Origin of the sequence: Leisingera sp. JC1 (assembly GCF_001679925.1) — a bacterium.
Lineage (GTDB): Bacteria > Pseudomonadota > Alphaproteobacteria > Rhodobacterales > Rhodobacteraceae > Leisingera.
Genome location: NZ_LYUZ01000130.1, coordinates 1 through 14101 on the forward strand (window position 1 = coordinate 1; position 14101 = coordinate 14101).

A 14101-nucleotide genomic window follows, 5' to 3' on the forward strand; every position below is an offset into this window, starting at 1 on the left:
GCGCACCTGGCGGCCGCCGCGGCGCTCCAGAGCGGGGATGCCATCCTTGCAGMGCGGCCGGACTTGCGGGCAGCGGTCCGCAAAGGCGCAGGCCGTCAGCACCGATCCGACAGCGGGCGGCACCCCGGGCATCGAGGCGGGAATACCGGGTTCGCCCAGCCGCGGGATCGAGGCCAGCAGGCCGCGGGTATAGGGATGATTGGGCGCCCGCAGCACGTCGCGGGTCGGACCTTCCTCGACCAGCATCCCGGCATACATCACCGCCACCCGGTCAGCGACGCGGGCGATCACGCCCAGGTCGTGGCTGACATAGATCATCGCCACGCCCAGTTCCTTGGCAAGGCTGCGCAGGAACTCCAGGATATGCGCCTGGGTGGTCACGTCCAGGCCGGTGGTCGGCTCATCCAGCAGCAGCGCCTTGGCGTTGCCTGCCAGCGCCATCGCCACCGCGGTGCGCTGCTGCTGGCCGCCCGACAGCTCATGCGGATAGCGTTCGGCAATGTCCTCGGGGCTAGGAAGGCGCACGCGGTTCAGCAGCTCCAGCACCTTGGCCTTGCGTTCTTCGCTGTTCAATGCAGTGTGCAGCAGCAGCGCCTCGTCGATCTGCTGGCCGATCTTCAGCGTCGGCGTCAGCGCCTGGCCCGCGTTCTGCGGGATCAGCGCAATCGACGACCCCCGCAGCCGCGCCCGCTGCTTCTCCGGCAGGGCAAACATGTCGTGGCCGTCAAACACCGCCCGGCCGCGGAACACCGACAGGCCGGGCTTCAGATAGCCCATCATCGCCAGCGCCACGGTGGACTTGCCGGAGCCGCTCTCGCCGACGATGCCGAGGGTCTCGCCCGGGGCCAGCTCCAGCGACAGCCCGCGCAGGATCGGCGCCTCGCGGCCGTCCCTGGCGGAGAAGCCCAACGAGAGGTCTTCGATCTTGATCAATGGTTCGGTCATGACATTCCCCTTACACGGCGACGGCGGTTGCGCGGTCCAGGCCCAGGGCCTTGCCCACGGCGTCGGCCAGCAGGTTGATCCCGATAATCAGCGAACTCAGCGCGGCGCAGGGCCAGAACACGCCCCAGGGTGCGGTGCTGAGCAGCCCTCGCTCCTGTGCCACCATCAGCCCCCAGTCTGGTGTCGGCGGGGTGGCCCCGAAGCCCAGGAAAGACAGCGAGGAGAACGCGAGCAGCATCCAGCTCCAGCGCATCGCGCCCTCGACCAGCAGGATGTCGGAGAGGTTCGGGAACATCTCGCGCGACAGGATCGGCCACAGCGCCTCGCCCCGGGCCTTGGCGGCGGTGACAAAGTCGCGGGCCGCCACCTGCATCGCGGCCCCGCGCACCACCCGCAGCACGGCAACGCCATAGAAGAAGCCCAGCGTCGGGATGATGGTCAGCGGCCCGGCGCCGCCGATCGAGATGATCAGCAGAAGGAACAGCAGCCACGGCATCGACAGGAAAGCATCCACGATGCGCATAGAGTATTCATCCACCCGGCCGCCGACGGTGCCAAAGAAGATGCCGGCAAAGCCGCCCCAGAGCGTGGCAATCACGGCAGCGGTGAACGTGACGGCAATCGCCAGCCGCCCGCCGTAGACCACGCGCGAGAACACATCGCGGCCCAGCGTGTCGGTGCCCATGAGGTGGGTGGCATCGGGCGCCAGCAGGATGGCGTCGGCGTTCTGCGCGGTCGGGTCGAACGGCGCGATCCAGGGGGCCAGCACCGCCAGCGCCAGGTGGAACAGGGTGAGGCCAAGGCCAAGCGCGCCGGAAGGTTTCGACGCAATTGTTGCAAGCAGATTCAGCATGTCAGTGCCCCTTCCGGCGCAGGCGCGGATCCAGGGCGAGCGCGGCGAGGTCCGCGGCCAGGTTCACGCCCACATAGATCACGGAGAAGATCAGCGCGATGGCCTGCACCAGCGGCAGGTCGCGGTCAAAGATCGCCTGGATCATCAGCGTTCCAAGCCCGGGGTAGTTGAAGACTTTTTCGACCACCACCACACCGGCCAGCAGCCAGGCAATGGTCAGCGCGATCACGTTGAGCGCCGGGATCATTGCGTTCGGCACCACGTGTTTCCAGATGATCTGGCGTTCCGGCACGCCCTTGAGCCGCGCCATATGCACGTAATCCGAGGCCATCACGTCAATCACCGAGGCGCGCATCATCCGCATGATGTGGGCGACCAGAACCGCGCTCAGCACCAGCACCGGCAGCACGATATTGGGCAGCATCTGCATGAAGCCCGCACCGGGAGAGACGATTGTGACAGCGGGGAACCACTGCAGCACGATGGCAAAGACATAGATCAGCGCGGTGGCGGTCACGAATTCAGGGATCGTCATCGCCAGCATCGCAGCGCCCGACAGCGACAGGTCCAGCGGCCTGTCCCGCCTGACGCCCGCGGCGATGCCAAAGAAGATGGCAAAGGGGATTGCCAGCAGCGCCGCCAGCCCGCCCAGCAGAGCAGTGTTGCGGAAGCGTTCCCGGATCAGCTCATTGATCGGTTTGCGTTTCTTCAGCGAATAGCCGAAATCGCCCTGCACGGCACCCGCCACCCAATCGCCGTAGCGCACCAGTGCGGGGCGCTCCAGCCCCTGCTGCTCGATGCAGCGTTCCAGCCGCGGGCCCTGGGCAAACCGCTGCAGGAAGGAGGTGCAGACATTGCCGGGCAGCGCCTCGACCGCAGCAAACATGACAATGGAGACAAAACCGATGGTGAAGGCCGCAAAGCCGAAGCGGCGCAGGATCAGGGATGGCATGGGCTGGCCCTTTGCAGGAAAGACAGAGGCGCGGCCTGTTTTCGGGAGGGGCAGGCCGCGCCAGTTTGAAGGGGGGAGATGCCCCTTGGGTTATGGATCAGGAGCCGGAGCCGTTCTTGGTCACGTCTTCATAGCGGATCGAGAAGCCCTCGACCGGCGGCAGGCCGCCAATTTTGGAAGACAGGACGCGGGTGATGTTCAGGTGAACCGGGATGAAGGAGCCGCCGGTTTCCCACAGCTCTTTCTGCAATTCCCCGTACAGCTCCTTGCGCTTGCCGAAATCCAGTTCGGAGCGGGCCGCGTCCAGCTTGGCGTCAAAGTCGGCCGAGTTCCAGGCGGTCTCGTTCCAGGCCGCGCCGGAGCGGTAGGCCTCATTGAGGATCTGGTCCGCCGGGCGCTGCGACCAGCCGGTGGCAAAGAAGGCTTCTTTCATCCAGACGTCACCCCAGTAACCGTCCGCCGGGGCCGGAACCAGTTCGATCTCGATGCCTGCGTCCTTGGCCTGGTTCTGCAGAACCTCTGCCATCTTCACTGCACCTTCCGAGATGTCGGAAACGAACAGCTCAACCTTCAGACCGTCTGCGTAACCGGCCTCTGCCAGCAGCGCCCTGGCGCCGTCCACGTCGCGGCTGCAGTCGATTTCCTTGCGGTACTGGTCGCCGGTCCATACAGGGTGGTCGCAGGACACGATGAAGCCGCCCTTGCCGTAAACCAGCTTGCCCAGGGCATCGCGGTCGGCGGACATGCGGATCGCCTTGCGGACGCGCGGGTCAATGAACGGCTCGGTCTGGGTGTTCATCACCAGACCAACCCAGCGGCCAGACGGCACCGATTGCACGGTGAAGTCCGGGTTATTTGCAAACAGCGGCACCTGCTCGGCGGAGACCGAGTAGACCAGATCGATCTGGCCGGCCTGCAGGGCCGCAACGCGCGCGTCCTGGTCGGCGATGGCAATCAGCTCCAGGTTTTCCACGCCGGCCTTGCTGCCGTAGTAGTTCTCGAACCGCTTCATGGTGGTGGTGCCCAGGGCGTCCAGACCGGTCAGCTCAAACGGGCCGGTGCCATTGCCGCTTTCACACAGCGCATCCAGATCGCCGCCGCAGGTTTCCGCGTCCAGCATCTTGATCCGGTAGTCCATGGTCAACAGCGGGAAGTCCGCATGGCTGTCCTTGAGCACAACTTTGACGGTCAGCGGGTCAACGGCCTCGACATGGTCGATGATGCCCATCACGCCCTTGGTGGGGCTGTCGATGGTCTCGGACTGGGTGCGCATCAGCGAGAAGGCGACATCCTCGGCGGTGAAGGCATTGCCGTTGTGGAAGGTCACGTCCGGGCGCAGTTTGAAAGTCCATTCCTTGGCATCCGGAGTGGCTGACCATTCCAGGGCCAGATCCGGCGAGGGGCGGCCGTCTTCGCCCTGGCGGACCAGGCGGGAATAGACGTTCTGGATGGCTTCATAGAACCGCTGCGGAGAGATCGGGTCCATCGACTCCGACCCGCCAAAGCCCAGTTCGTGCGGGATGCGCAGGGTTTCGGCAGTGGCGGCAGTGCTGGCCAGAGCGATGGCAGCTGAAAGCAAAAGCGACTTTTTCATGGGTCTACCTTGGGGCGTGGCCCGCTGGAATTGGTGGTGGCGTGATTGCCTGCCGCCGGAATTGCCGGATTGGGTGAAAGATTTGTGACGCCGGGGAAGGCAGGATCCGGCGGAGCCACACCGGATTTGCCGCGATGCCTTGTTTTCAAGGTGTTGGAGAAGACGGTCGGGGCAGCGAAGCCGGAATCTTTACAAAAGTTTCACGGGCAGCCCCCGAAATTCTGTGCTTAACCACCGGTATTTTCATCGTCAGGCCCCAAAAAACTAATAGGACGGCGGGATGCGGCACGACTCGAATCTCAATCTGGGCTGGCTTTCGGCCTTTGATGCCTCAGCGAGGCACCTGAACTTCACCAAGGCGGCCCAGGAACTCGGCCTTTCCCAAGGCGCGGTGTCGCTGCAGATTCAAAAACTGGAAAAGGCGCTGAGCGCGAGCCTGTTCGAACGGCGGGGGCGGCATGTGGTGCTGACCGATGAAGGCTATGCCTACCATCCGCATGTGCAGGAGGCGCTGGAAGCGCTCTCCCAGACGACCTCCAGAATGTTCTCCCGGCAAACCCGCAACAACGTTTCCATCGCGTGCTATTCCCCGGCCTTTGTCGAATTCTGCCTAACCCCGCTGATACCGGACATGATGCGGGACATCCCGGAACTGGAGCTGACGCTGACCATCGACTACCAGGCCAATCACACGCGCTTTGACAAGGATGATCTGGTGATCGGATACGGGTCGGGAGATGCCGCGAGCTTCGTGCCCTTGGTGCAGGAAACTGTGACGGCAGTTTGCACCCCGGCCTATCTTGAACAGCATGGCGGCAAATGGGGGCAGTGTGTGCTGATTGAATGCGCCGGCCCGCGTGTGGCCTGGCCCCAGTGGTGTGCAGCAACAGGAATAGCCGGCCCGCTCGACGGAAGGGTTGTTGAGGTCAATTCCCTGGCTGCCGCGATACGGCTGGCCCGCGCCGGGGCCGGAGTTTCGCTGGCGGCCAAACCATTCATCTCGGAGGACTTGCAGAAGGGCGCATTGGTCGAGGCCTTCCCGGGAAAATACTTGCCGGGCAAGATGCACGGCTTTGCCGCACAGCAACTGGAGAATGCCCGGCCCATAGCCAAGCGGGTGGCCCGCTGGCTGCTGGAGCGGGCAGGGCGCAGTCTTCCCAGCTACCTCTGACGGAGCCCCGTTCTGGCCGGAAGGCGCTGTTTTCCGGCCAAAGTTGCTGGAAAAATCCGCCAGTCGGAAAAAATTAAGGATTGCTTTGCCTGTGCAGTGTAACCTTTGTGCTTGGGTTTTCCCGTGAGACAAATTGAGAATTTTATTCTTTGCCTTCCCGGCTGCGCAGCATGCGGTATTAAGTTCCTTGCCCCGCGCTGTCTGCAGAAAAAGAGAGGAATAGCCCCGTGAACCTCAAGAATGCAGTCCCTTTAGCCTGCCTTTGCCTCAGCCTGCTGTTCAGTCATGCCGCCGGGGCCCGCAGCCTCGTCATCGGCACAATCAGCGACGAGACGGTCAAGGAAACCCGCATTTTTTTGCCCTTTGCCAAATATGTGGCAGCGCAGCTTCAGGATGAAGGGGTTACGGCGGGAGAAGTCAGAATTGCCCGGAACATTGCCCATATGGCGGAACTGCTGAGCAATGGKGAGGTTGATGTCTTTGTTGACAGCCCGCTTGTATCGCTCGCGGTCAGGGCAAGATGCGGCAGCCGTTTGGTTGCGCGCAGATGGAAAAAGGGTGTCGCCGAATACCGGTCTGTCGTCTTTGTCCGCCGGGACAGCGGCATCCAGTCGCTGGAAGACCTCAAGGGCAGGGTCATCGCCTTTGAAGAGGCCTTCTCCTCCAGCGGTTACATCCTGCCCCGGCACACGATTGCAGCGCAAGGTGTTCAGCTCACCGCGATGAGCGGCCCGCGGGCGGAGCGGCCCGCCGAGGCCACGGGTTATGTGTTTTCCGGGGATGACGAAAACACAATCGAATGGGTGCTGCGCGGGCTGGTCGATGCCGGCGCCATGTCGCTGCACGGGCTGAAAAAACGCGCCGGAGATGATTTCGGCAGCCTTGACGTGCTTGTCCAGACGGAAAGTATCCCGCGGCATGTGGTCAGTTTGTCTCCTGGGGCATCCACTGAGTTCACTGCGGCGGTGCAGGCGGTGCTGATCAGCATGGATCAAAACGATGAAGGCCGCGCGATTCTTGAAAATTTTKAAAGAACGACGAAATTCGATACCATACCGGAGCAAACGCTGGACATGCTGGAAGAGTTTGAGACGCCGGTGACAACCCTGATTGGCGGCAATTGAGTTTCGCATGTCTGGCCTCAGGACAAAACTGGTGGTCTACACGGTTCTGATCGTCTTTGCGGTTGCAGGGGCGGTTTCGGCCATTTCGATTACCTTAGCCCACCAAGCATCAGTTGCTGCGTTCGAACGCCATGCAACGGTGCTGGCAAAGACTCTGGGCGAGGCGGTTCTGGAACCGTTGTATGAGCTGAATGTCAAACTGATGCGCCAGCAGGTGAGCTCGGTCCTCGCCGGTGAGAGTGCCTTGCGGGTGATGATCCTGGATGCGGGCACGCGCGTTCTGACCGATGGAACCGATGAAAATCCGCTGCGGGGAAGGGAGTTCAACGAACCCTATCTGCGGCAGGCCAGAGAACGCGCTGAATGGGTCACCTCGCTGCAGGACGGCGTGATCCGGGTTGCCGGACCGGTGCAGGCAACGGCGGACCGGCGGCTGGGGTATGTGGTGCTGGAATTTTCGACCGCGCGGCTTGACGCCGAATGGATGAAGCATATCCGGCTGACCCTGCTCCTGGCCGGTGTCTGTGCCGGTCTTGCCTCAATTGCCGCTGTCGTCATGGCCAACCAGATAACCCGGCCGATCAAGAAGCTGACGGACTTTGCCACCAGTATCCGCCTGGGCAGTGCCAAGCGGGAAGTCCCTGAGTGCGGCCACGGTGAAGTCGGCCGCCTGGGAGAGGCTTTCACCGAGGTTTTGAATCACCTGGACCGCAGCAATACCGAACTAAAGGCGCTTGCGAATTCGCTGGAGCACAAGGTGAAGGAAAGGACGCGGGCTGCTGAGGCGGGGAGCAAGGCAAAGTCCGAGTTTCTGGCGACAATGAGCCATGAAATCAGGACCCCGATGAACGCGGTGCTGGGCATGGCCTCGCTGCTGGAGGAAACCAGCCTGGACGAGGAGCAGGCGCTGTATGCCAGGACGATCTCCGAATCCGGCGAAGCGCTGCTGGGCATCATCAACGGGATACTCGATTTCTCCAAGGTAGAGGCCGGGAAGCTGGAGTTGCGGACTGCGCCGCTTGACCTGGAGGATCTTCTGAGCGGGGTGGTCCGGATGCTGGCCCCCAATCCGGCGGAAAGCCCGGTGGCGCTGCGGCTGGAATACGATCCCCAGGCGCCGAAGGCTGTCCAGGGAGATGAAGGACGGATCCGGCAGGTCATTGTGAACCTAGTCGGCAATGCACTGAAGTTCACCGAGGCTGGATCGGTAACGGTCAAAGTCACCGGCCGGGCCGCTGGTGGTATGGCGAAGCTGCGGATCGCCGTGAAAGACACCGGGGTGGGTATTCCCGAAGACAGTCTCGAGAAGATCTTCACAGCGTTTTCCCAAGGTAACAGTTCCGCCTCCCGGAATTTCGCAGGAACCGGGCTGGGTCTGGCGATCGCTTCCCGTCTCGCGCATCTGATGGCGGGCGGTATTGAGGTCGAGTCCGTGCTCGGGAAAGGGTCCACGTTCACCTTCACATGCGCCCTTGCAACAGCTGAAAACCTGGTGACGGGATAATGCGGTATGCAAAGCCGAAGGCCTTGGCGTGGCAGGGTTCGGGAAAATCCAAAAGCTGAACTGACCTGTCCGGCAGACCCGGCTGCTGAAGGCCGTGTGCCGCTTGGATTGCGTTTGCAGTTGTTGCTAGTGAGGCCATGCGGCAGGTGGAGGCAGGCGTGAATACGCTGAAATCCGATCAGCGTATCCCGACCGTCACCATTCTGATGGCTGGCGGTTTCAATGAAAAATTCATCACGCCGACGGTGATAGTGAAGGAGACCGGGCTTCACCTGGCACATCTCTCTTGACACAGGGGTGTGCATCAAAATCCCCAAACTGTGCAAGGTTGTGCCCAATTGGCAATAAAATCAGAAAATGGCGATCCCTTGAGGACTCGAACCCCAAACCTGCTGATTAGAAGTCAGCTGCTCTATCCAGTTGAGCTAAGGGACCGCTTGGCGCCAGTTATGACAGGCTGCGGCCGGGGGTCAAGCCGCCGCGCGCAGATCCAGATGCATAAAGACCGACCACGGATCCTCGGCGTAATCGGCAAACGGCGGGCAGGGGACAAAGCCGAAGGATTCATAGAGCCGGCGCGAGGGCAGGAAATCTTCGGTGGAGCCGGTCTCCAGGTAGATCGCGGCAGCCTGACTGCGGCGGGCAAGGTCCAACAGGAAGCCTAGCATGGCACGGCCTGCACCGCTGCCGCGGGCCTCTGTCAGGGTATGCATCGACTTCAGCTCGCGGGTTTCATCACCCAGGTCCTTAAGCGCGCCCATGGCCAGCGCCTGACCGTCCCGGCGCAGCAGAAAGAACTGCACCTCCGGCCCCTCCAGGCCGCTGATGTCCATGGCGTGGCAGCTGTCCTCCGGCGATTGCGCCGCCATCTGCGCCAGGTGGCGGCGGATCAGGGCGGTGGCCTCGGGGTCAGAGGGGCGGGCGGCGGCGATGTCAAAAGCTGTAGCGGTCATTGTCCGGATCCCTTCGGGCTGGCTGCGCCAAGATATCACCCGGCCTGCAGCAGATGGCAATCGGGCAAGTGTTCTGCCACACCCGCTGACACAGGATGTGCCCGTTTTTTGGGCAATGACAAAGGGTCAGCCGTAAATGCCCGCCCAGGCGGCGGCCTGGGCGCGGGCCGCTTCCGGCGGCAGGGCCAGCAGCAGCAGGGCGCCGCCGTCGGAGGCGGCGAGGATGTGCAGCTGCGGAGAGACGGGCAGCAGCAGGCAGTCCGGTTTCGGCACCGGCATCCGGGCCGAGGCGGGGCGGGCTGCCTTTGAGGCAAGCGTCTGGCGCACCGCTTCCAGCCGGGTGCGCAGCGCCTCCGGCCCGCCGCCTCGCATCTGGCCGCTGTCCTGCGGGCAATGCAGCCAGGCTGCGGCCTGCGGCAGCGCCCGGGTGCGGAACTGGTCCAGGCGGCCGCCGCTTGCCGCCGCGAGGGTGGCGGCAAGAGTTTCCGCGGAACAGGTGCCGGTGCCCTGCGGTGCAGGGCAGGGGCGGCGGCGGAAGCTGAAACCCCCGCCCTTGCTGCCCGTCTGCAGCCGTTGCAGCCGGGCGGCAAAGAGCTGGGCTGCAGCCTCCGGGTCATCAGCGGCGGAGGAGGGCTCCGCGCTGTCCGGCAGGCTGAGGCCCGCAATCCGGCGCTGCGCCACGGTGAGGGTGGCGGCGGCGCGGCTGTTGATGCACAGGGTGATTTCGCGCGGCAGCACAGTCTCGCGGATTTCGCGCAGCACTGCGGCGGTCAGGCTGTCACCGGTGCCGGATGCCGCGTCGCAGGCGGGCTGGGCCAGCCTGACCAGCGCCTGGTGCAGGACTGAGGCGCCGCCGGGGCTGGCTTGCGGGGTCTGCTGCGCGGGTATTGCCATCACGTCCCCCCGTCCTGACAGGCCAGCATCTGCCGGGCCGGCGCGGCCAGACGGGCGGCGGCATCCGCATCGTCGCAGACACAGAGCACCGCATCGCCGGAGCCGTCAGAGGCGCGCAGGAACAGCCGCGCTTCGCCCGGGGCGAGCAGCAGCACATCATCAGAAGGCGCCGCTGCCACACCGCCGGCCTGGACCGCCGCATCCAGCGCCAGGAAGCCGCGGCGGGCCTGCTGGCAGAGATCGTCGAGGTATTCCTGCGGGTGGCCGCTGCCGCTGCTGCCGCGCAGCACGATGCTGGCGCCAAGATCGCCAAAGGCCGCCAGGCGGCAGCCGGGCTCAAACTCGCGCAAGGCGTCGAGCTGACGGGCCAGGGTCATGGGCAGCCCCAGCGGCGGGGCGGACGTTTACAAGGCGCGTGTGCTGGCAGCATGGCGGTCTCAGTCTCCGTCAGAAGGGTTTTCGGGGCGTTGGCTGCGGCGGGACGGCGCCGAGACCCGGCGCGGCATCACACGGGAACCGTCACTTGCACCTGCGGCGGCAACCTGCAGCTGCGGATCTCGCTGCGGGCCGCTGTCGCGCATTCCGCCAATGTCCAGCACATCCGCCCGCAGCTGCTGCTCAGGCTGCAGCGCTTGGGCTGCGGTGGCAGACTGGCCCGGCGGGCGGGGGCGGTCCGGCTGGGACCAGTTCAAGAGCAGGTCGACCAAATATTCGATGAATCCATCGGCGCCGCTGGTCTTCCAGGCCTCCATGTCATCGCCCGCGGCCAGCGCCTGGCTGAGCGACAGCGGGAACACCGCGTTGAAACCATCGCCGGTTTCCTTCTGCACCCGGCGCAGCACCCGGTCGCGGTCGCGTGGGGTCTTGAGCTTGTCGAAATGGGTGATCAGCAGGGTGCTGGGGGCGTCGAGGCGGGCGGAGATCTCCTCCCAGGCGGCGGCCTCGGACTGGCGCCAGGCCTGGGTGGCATGGGTGCACCAGATCACGCTGTCCACCTCCGGCAGCAGGTTCTGCCAGACGCTGGTCGGCATGTTCGGATCGGAAATCCCGGGCATGTCGATCAGGTCGCAGAGCTCCAGCGCCTCGGCTGGCAGGGTCAGGCGGATCAGCGCGGTGGTTTCCAGCGGCACATCGTCCAGATCCTCCAGCCGCACCGGTGTTTCACTGCCGTCGGTGCCGGTCAGGCGGGCGCCCTCCACCCCGTGAGAGATCCAGACCGGCGGCAGGCGGGTGGCGGTAACGCGGGTGGGCAGCGGCTGCTGGCCCACCAGCAGGTTGGTGAGAGTGCTCTTGCCGGCGCTGAATTCGCCCATCAGCGCCAGCCGCGGCTTGCGGGCCGGGGCGGCCGCCGGAGGGAGGGCGGCAGAGGCCGGGGCGTGCTGGGCAGTTTGATAGGTCATGCTGTGAAACTCCTGAGTGTTTCCAATGCAGTGGCAGTTTCAGTCTGGCGGCGGCCGGCCTCGTCCCCGGCGAACAGGGCCTGCATGTCTCCGCCGCCGCGGCGGCAGGCGGAAATCTCCAGAAGAATGTCGCGCTGGTCGTCGAAGAAACCCTGGAGACGGGCGAGGATGGCGGCGCGGGCATCTGCTGTCTGCACCGTCTTGAGCTGGGTCATGAAATCCTCTGTCTCGCCTGCGATCAGCTTGCGGAACTGCTTGGCAAAGGCCTTGTAGCCGCGGGTGCGGCGCCACCAGGAGGCCCACCAGCCGTCGTTGAAATCCAGCGCAATGGACTGTGCCAGCGCAACCGGGGAAGCGGGCTGGGGCACCCCGGGCACTGCCAGCTGGATGCCCTCCACTGCCGGGCCGAAACCGTCATAAAGCAGCTCTGCCACATCCTGCACCGCAGCCTCGTACCGGCTTTGCGCGGCGGATTGCAGGCGGCTGGTCATCACGGAGTAGGCAGAGCGCAGCAGCATCCGCAGCCCGGCCGGGTCATATTCCCAGTGGCAGTCCTCCCCCCATTTCTCCAGATGGTCGACCAGCGCGTGGGTGGCGCGGTCAGTGAAGGTAGCATGGGCCCGGTCAGCGCGCTCCCGGAAGGAGTCGAGCACCTGGCCGGCCTCTTCCTCCAGCGCGGACATATGGGTCTGGCAGATATCCTCGAAGGCTGTGCGCACATCGTGCATGTTGGCGCCGCCGGTGCTGCCCTCGCCCTGCACCATGACCGCATTGGCGGCCTGCTGGCCGGTGGCTGCGGTGGTGGCGGTGGCGGCAATGCGCTGCAACAGCGGTGTGCCAAGATCGGCGACGATCCGTTCGGACACGGCGCGGTTCAGTGCCGGGAGGCCCGACAGCTCCCACACCATGTTCTGCGGCGTTGCCTTGGCGTGGGAGGCGTTGACCGAGGCCTCTGCCCAGTTCAGGAGCGCGGCGGAGCTGGTCGGATCCATATCCTCCATCCCGCCGGTCAGCACCTTGTTGGCCCAATAGGCGCTGCCAAAGATGATTTCCGCCTCCTGCGGCCCATGGTGGGCCTCCAGCGTCTGGCGGATGCTGGCCTCGATCTCGGCGATCTGGTTTGCCGGGTCGGCCAGCTCGTCGATGCGGTTGACGAAGATCACCACCTCGCGCGATTTGAGGTTGGAGATCATCCGGATCAGCCCCATGTCGACCGACGTCAGCGCCTGGCCCGCCGACAGCACCACCACGCAGATGCGGCTGTCACGTATCGCTTGGATGGTGATCTGCTCGCGCATCATGAAGGTGTCGTTGACACCCGGCGTGTCGCGCAGGCAGAGACGGTGCGGCACGCTCTGGCAGTTCAGGTACAGATCGGCGGCGCGCGTGATGTCGGCAAAGCGGCCCTGTTCGTCCACCGCACCCGAATCCTCGTCGTCGAAATCATCGCCAAGGCAGATGTAGCGTTCGATCAGGTTCTTGTCGAAATAACCATAGTCGTGCTTCTGCCCCATCAAGAGTTCGAACTTGCGGCCCAGACGCTGCCGGGAACGGTCGCGCATTTCCTCGATCTGGGTGCGGATTTTCTGCAGCTCGCTATCGGCGCCGGCGCGGCCCGCCATTTCGCCGATGCGGCCGCCCTTGGTGGTCAGCCGGTCCCATTCCTCTTCGGTCATGAACTGGAAACAGGCCTTGTTTTCGGTGCGGGTCTCGCCCGGCTCCAGGTGCAGGGAGGTCACCACCGAGGTCCAGGGGTTCACGTCAGAGGGCAGGAGGTCGGCCCAGCCCGCCATCGCATTGACCAGCGAGGTCTTGCCGGATTTCACCTGTCCCAGCAGGGTGACGCTGGGCTCAAAGGTGCCCAGTTCCTCTTGCAGGCGGGCAAGGCTGCGCTGCACCCGCTCACCTGACACGCCGTGCAGGGCGGAAAGTGCGCCGTCGAGCCGCCGCGCCTTGCGGGCAAAGTCCGCCAGCGGTTCCAGCCCGGCGCTGAGGTTGGTGGGTCGGGCGGAAGCGCGGATGTCGGTGGCGCTCTCGATCTGGTTTTCCATGTTCATGGCGGGGCCTGTTTGATGTCCTGCTTTGGCGTCGTGGTCTGCTGCCCGGCTCGCGGGGCTTGGGGCTGTGCGCCTACCCTGGCGGCTCTTCCATCAGTTCCTTTTTCAGCTGGATCAGCAGGGTCACCGCGTCGACGGCTGCGTCCTCGTCCTGTTCCAGCTGGCACAGCATCAGCATCTCCTCGCCGTCCTGCGCGGCCTCGCGGGCGGCCTCGACCGCGGCGCTGGCAGGCATTGCGTCGAGCGATTGCGACAGGCTGCGGATCATTTCCATGCATTGCGCCAGCACCGGGGCGGCCTGCGGGCCGCCAGCGGCCTCGGCCTCGGCCAGCATCGCCTCGGCGCCGGATTGCAGCTGGTCCAGCGCAGCCGCCAGGCTGGCGGCCTGCGGGGCGGCGGCAATCGCCGGTACAGGAGGGGGGGCAGAGGCAGGGGCCGGAACGGCGGCGGCGGTCTCAGCCGGCAGGCTGCCGCCGAACTGGCGGATCAGCAGTTCGGCCTGATCAACGGCGGAGGCGCGGCCCTGATCGACCTGGCGCTGGATGGCCTCGCTCAGCTGCCTGCCGCCGCTGGAGCGCCACAGCCCGTCCTGCGGCGCCGCAGCGGTGCGGGCGGTCAGCCCTTGGATCGCGGCAACCGGGTAGACGCCCAGAA

The 14101-nt window shown here is 64.8% G+C and carries 13 protein-coding genes, 1 tRNA gene and 1 pseudogene; 4 read left to right on the plus strand and 11 right to left on the minus strand.

What is annotated here, in order from left to right:
• The 4 genes from A9D60_RS21520 to A9D60_RS21535 all read right to left on the minus strand — a co-directional run.
• The coding region (locus tag A9D60_RS21520) for an ABC transporter ATP-binding protein (protein ID WP_141118008.1) at positions 1-945 on the minus strand (945 nt) is incomplete at its 3' end.
• Between the two features lie 10 nt (positions 946-955).
• Positions 956-1798, minus strand: coding sequence for an ABC transporter permease (locus A9D60_RS21525; protein ID WP_065269497.1), 843 nt, complete (start codon positions 1796-1798; stop codon positions 956-958).
• Between the two features lies 1 nt (position 1799).
• Positions 1800-2750: an ABC transporter permease gene (locus tag A9D60_RS21530; protein ID WP_065269498.1), complete on the minus strand. Its 951-nt coding sequence runs from the start codon at positions 2748-2750 to the stop codon at positions 1800-1802.
• Between the two features lie 97 nt (positions 2751-2847).
• On the minus strand, positions 2848-4344 hold the full coding sequence (locus A9D60_RS21535; protein ID WP_065269499.1) for an ABC transporter substrate-binding protein: 1497 nt from the start codon (positions 4342-4344) through the stop codon (positions 2848-2850).
• A gap of 280 nt (positions 4345-4624) precedes the next feature.
• Here A9D60_RS21535 and A9D60_RS21540 point away from each other — a divergent pair, with 280 nt between their 5' ends.
• The 4 genes from A9D60_RS21540 to A9D60_RS27290 all read left to right on the plus strand — a co-directional run bounded on the left by A9D60_RS21540 (position 4625) and on the right by A9D60_RS27290 (position 8433).
• The gene (locus A9D60_RS21540; RefSeq protein WP_065269500.1) at positions 4625-5515 is read left to right on the plus strand and encodes a LysR family transcriptional regulator; all 891 of its coding nucleotides are present in this window, start codon (positions 4625-4627) and stop codon (positions 5513-5515) included.
• A 227-nt stretch (positions 5516-5742) separates the two neighbouring features.
• Complete coding sequence (locus A9D60_RS21550; protein WP_175393008.1) at positions 5743-6639, plus strand: phosphate/phosphite/phosphonate ABC transporter substrate-binding protein; 897 nt, start codon at positions 5743-5745, stop codon at positions 6637-6639.
• Between the two features lie 7 nt (positions 6640-6646).
• Positions 6647-8143 (plus strand): hybrid sensor histidine kinase/response regulator, encoded by a 1497-nt coding sequence (locus A9D60_RS21555; protein WP_141118009.1) that lies wholly within the window; start codon positions 6647-6649, stop codon positions 8141-8143.
• 158 nt (positions 8144-8301) lie between these two features.
• Positions 8302-8433, plus strand: a complete 132-nt coding sequence (locus A9D60_RS27290; RefSeq protein ID WP_302621860.1) for a hypothetical protein — start codon at positions 8302-8304, stop codon at positions 8431-8433.
• 68 nt (positions 8434-8501) lie between these two features.
• On the opposite strand, the gene A9D60_RS21560 is transcribed toward A9D60_RS27290, so the two are convergent.
• The 7 genes and pseudogenes from A9D60_RS21560 to A9D60_RS21590 form a co-directional block, all read right to left on the minus strand.
• A tRNA-Arg gene (locus tag A9D60_RS21560) sits at positions 8502-8578 on the minus strand.
• A 35-nt stretch (positions 8579-8613) separates the two neighbouring features.
• Entirely contained in the window at positions 8614-9096 is a 483-nt protein-coding gene (locus tag A9D60_RS21565) for a GNAT family N-acetyltransferase (protein ID WP_065269504.1), read from the minus strand.
• A gap of 126 nt (positions 9097-9222) precedes the next feature.
• Positions 9223-9990, minus strand: coding sequence for a hypothetical protein (locus A9D60_RS21570; RefSeq protein ID WP_065269505.1), 768 nt, complete (start codon positions 9988-9990; stop codon positions 9223-9225).
• Complete coding sequence (locus A9D60_RS21575; RefSeq protein ID WP_065269506.1) at positions 9990-10367, minus strand: hypothetical protein; 378 nt, start codon at positions 10365-10367, stop codon at positions 9990-9992. Before A9D60_RS21575 ends, A9D60_RS21570 begins: the two co-directional genes overlap by 1 nt.
• 60 nt (positions 10368-10427) lie before the next feature.
• Complete coding sequence (locus tag A9D60_RS21580) at positions 10428-11390, minus strand: dynamin family protein (RefSeq protein WP_065269507.1); 963 nt, start codon at positions 11388-11390, stop codon at positions 10428-10430.
• A complete protein-coding gene (locus tag A9D60_RS21585) occupies positions 11387-13447 on the minus strand; it encodes a dynamin family protein (protein WP_065269508.1) in 2061 nt (686 codons plus the stop codon). Before A9D60_RS21585 ends, A9D60_RS21580 begins: the two co-directional genes overlap by 4 nt.
• A gap of 73 nt (positions 13448-13520) precedes the next feature.
• Positions 13521-14101 (minus strand): annotated as a pseudogene (locus tag A9D60_RS21590) (hypothetical protein); the annotation flags it as partial.

Bases quoted from the DNA above. Each gene is read 5' to 3' on its own strand.
- A9D60_RS21525 (WP_065269497.1), bottom strand. From the start codon at position 1,798: ATGCTGAATCTGCTTGCAACAATTGCGTCGAAACCTTCCGGCGCGCTT.
- A9D60_RS21530 (WP_065269498.1), bottom strand. From the start codon at position 2,750: ATGCCATCCCTGATCCTGCGCCGCTTCGGCTTTGCGGCCTTCACCATC.
- A9D60_RS21535 (WP_065269499.1), bottom strand. From the start codon at position 4,344: ATGAAAAAGTCGCTTTTGCTTTCAGCTGCCATCGCTCTGGCCAGCACT.
- A9D60_RS21540 (WP_065269500.1), top strand. From the start codon at position 4,625: ATGCGGCACGACTCGAATCTCAATCTGGGCTGGCTTTCGGCCTTTGAT.
- A9D60_RS21555 (WP_141118009.1), top strand. From the start codon at position 6,647: ATGTCTGGCCTCAGGACAAAACTGGTGGTCTACACGGTTCTGATCGTC.
- A9D60_RS21565 (WP_065269504.1), bottom strand. From the start codon at position 9,096: ATGACCGCTACAGCTTTTGACATCGCCGCCGCCCGCCCCTCTGACCCC.
- A9D60_RS21570 (WP_065269505.1), bottom strand. From the start codon at position 9,990: ATGGCAATACCCGCGCAGCAGACCCCGCAAGCCAGCCCCGGCGGCGCC.
- A9D60_RS21575 (WP_065269506.1), bottom strand. From the start codon at position 10,367: ATGACCCTGGCCCGTCAGCTCGACGCCTTGCGCGAGTTTGAGCCCGGC.
- A9D60_RS21580 (WP_065269507.1), bottom strand. From the start codon at position 11,390: ATGACCTATCAAACTGCCCAGCACGCCCCGGCCTCTGCCGCCCTCCCT.
- A9D60_RS21585 (WP_065269508.1), bottom strand. From the start codon at position 13,447: ATGAACATGGAAAACCAGATCGAGAGCGCCACCGACATCCGCGCTTCC.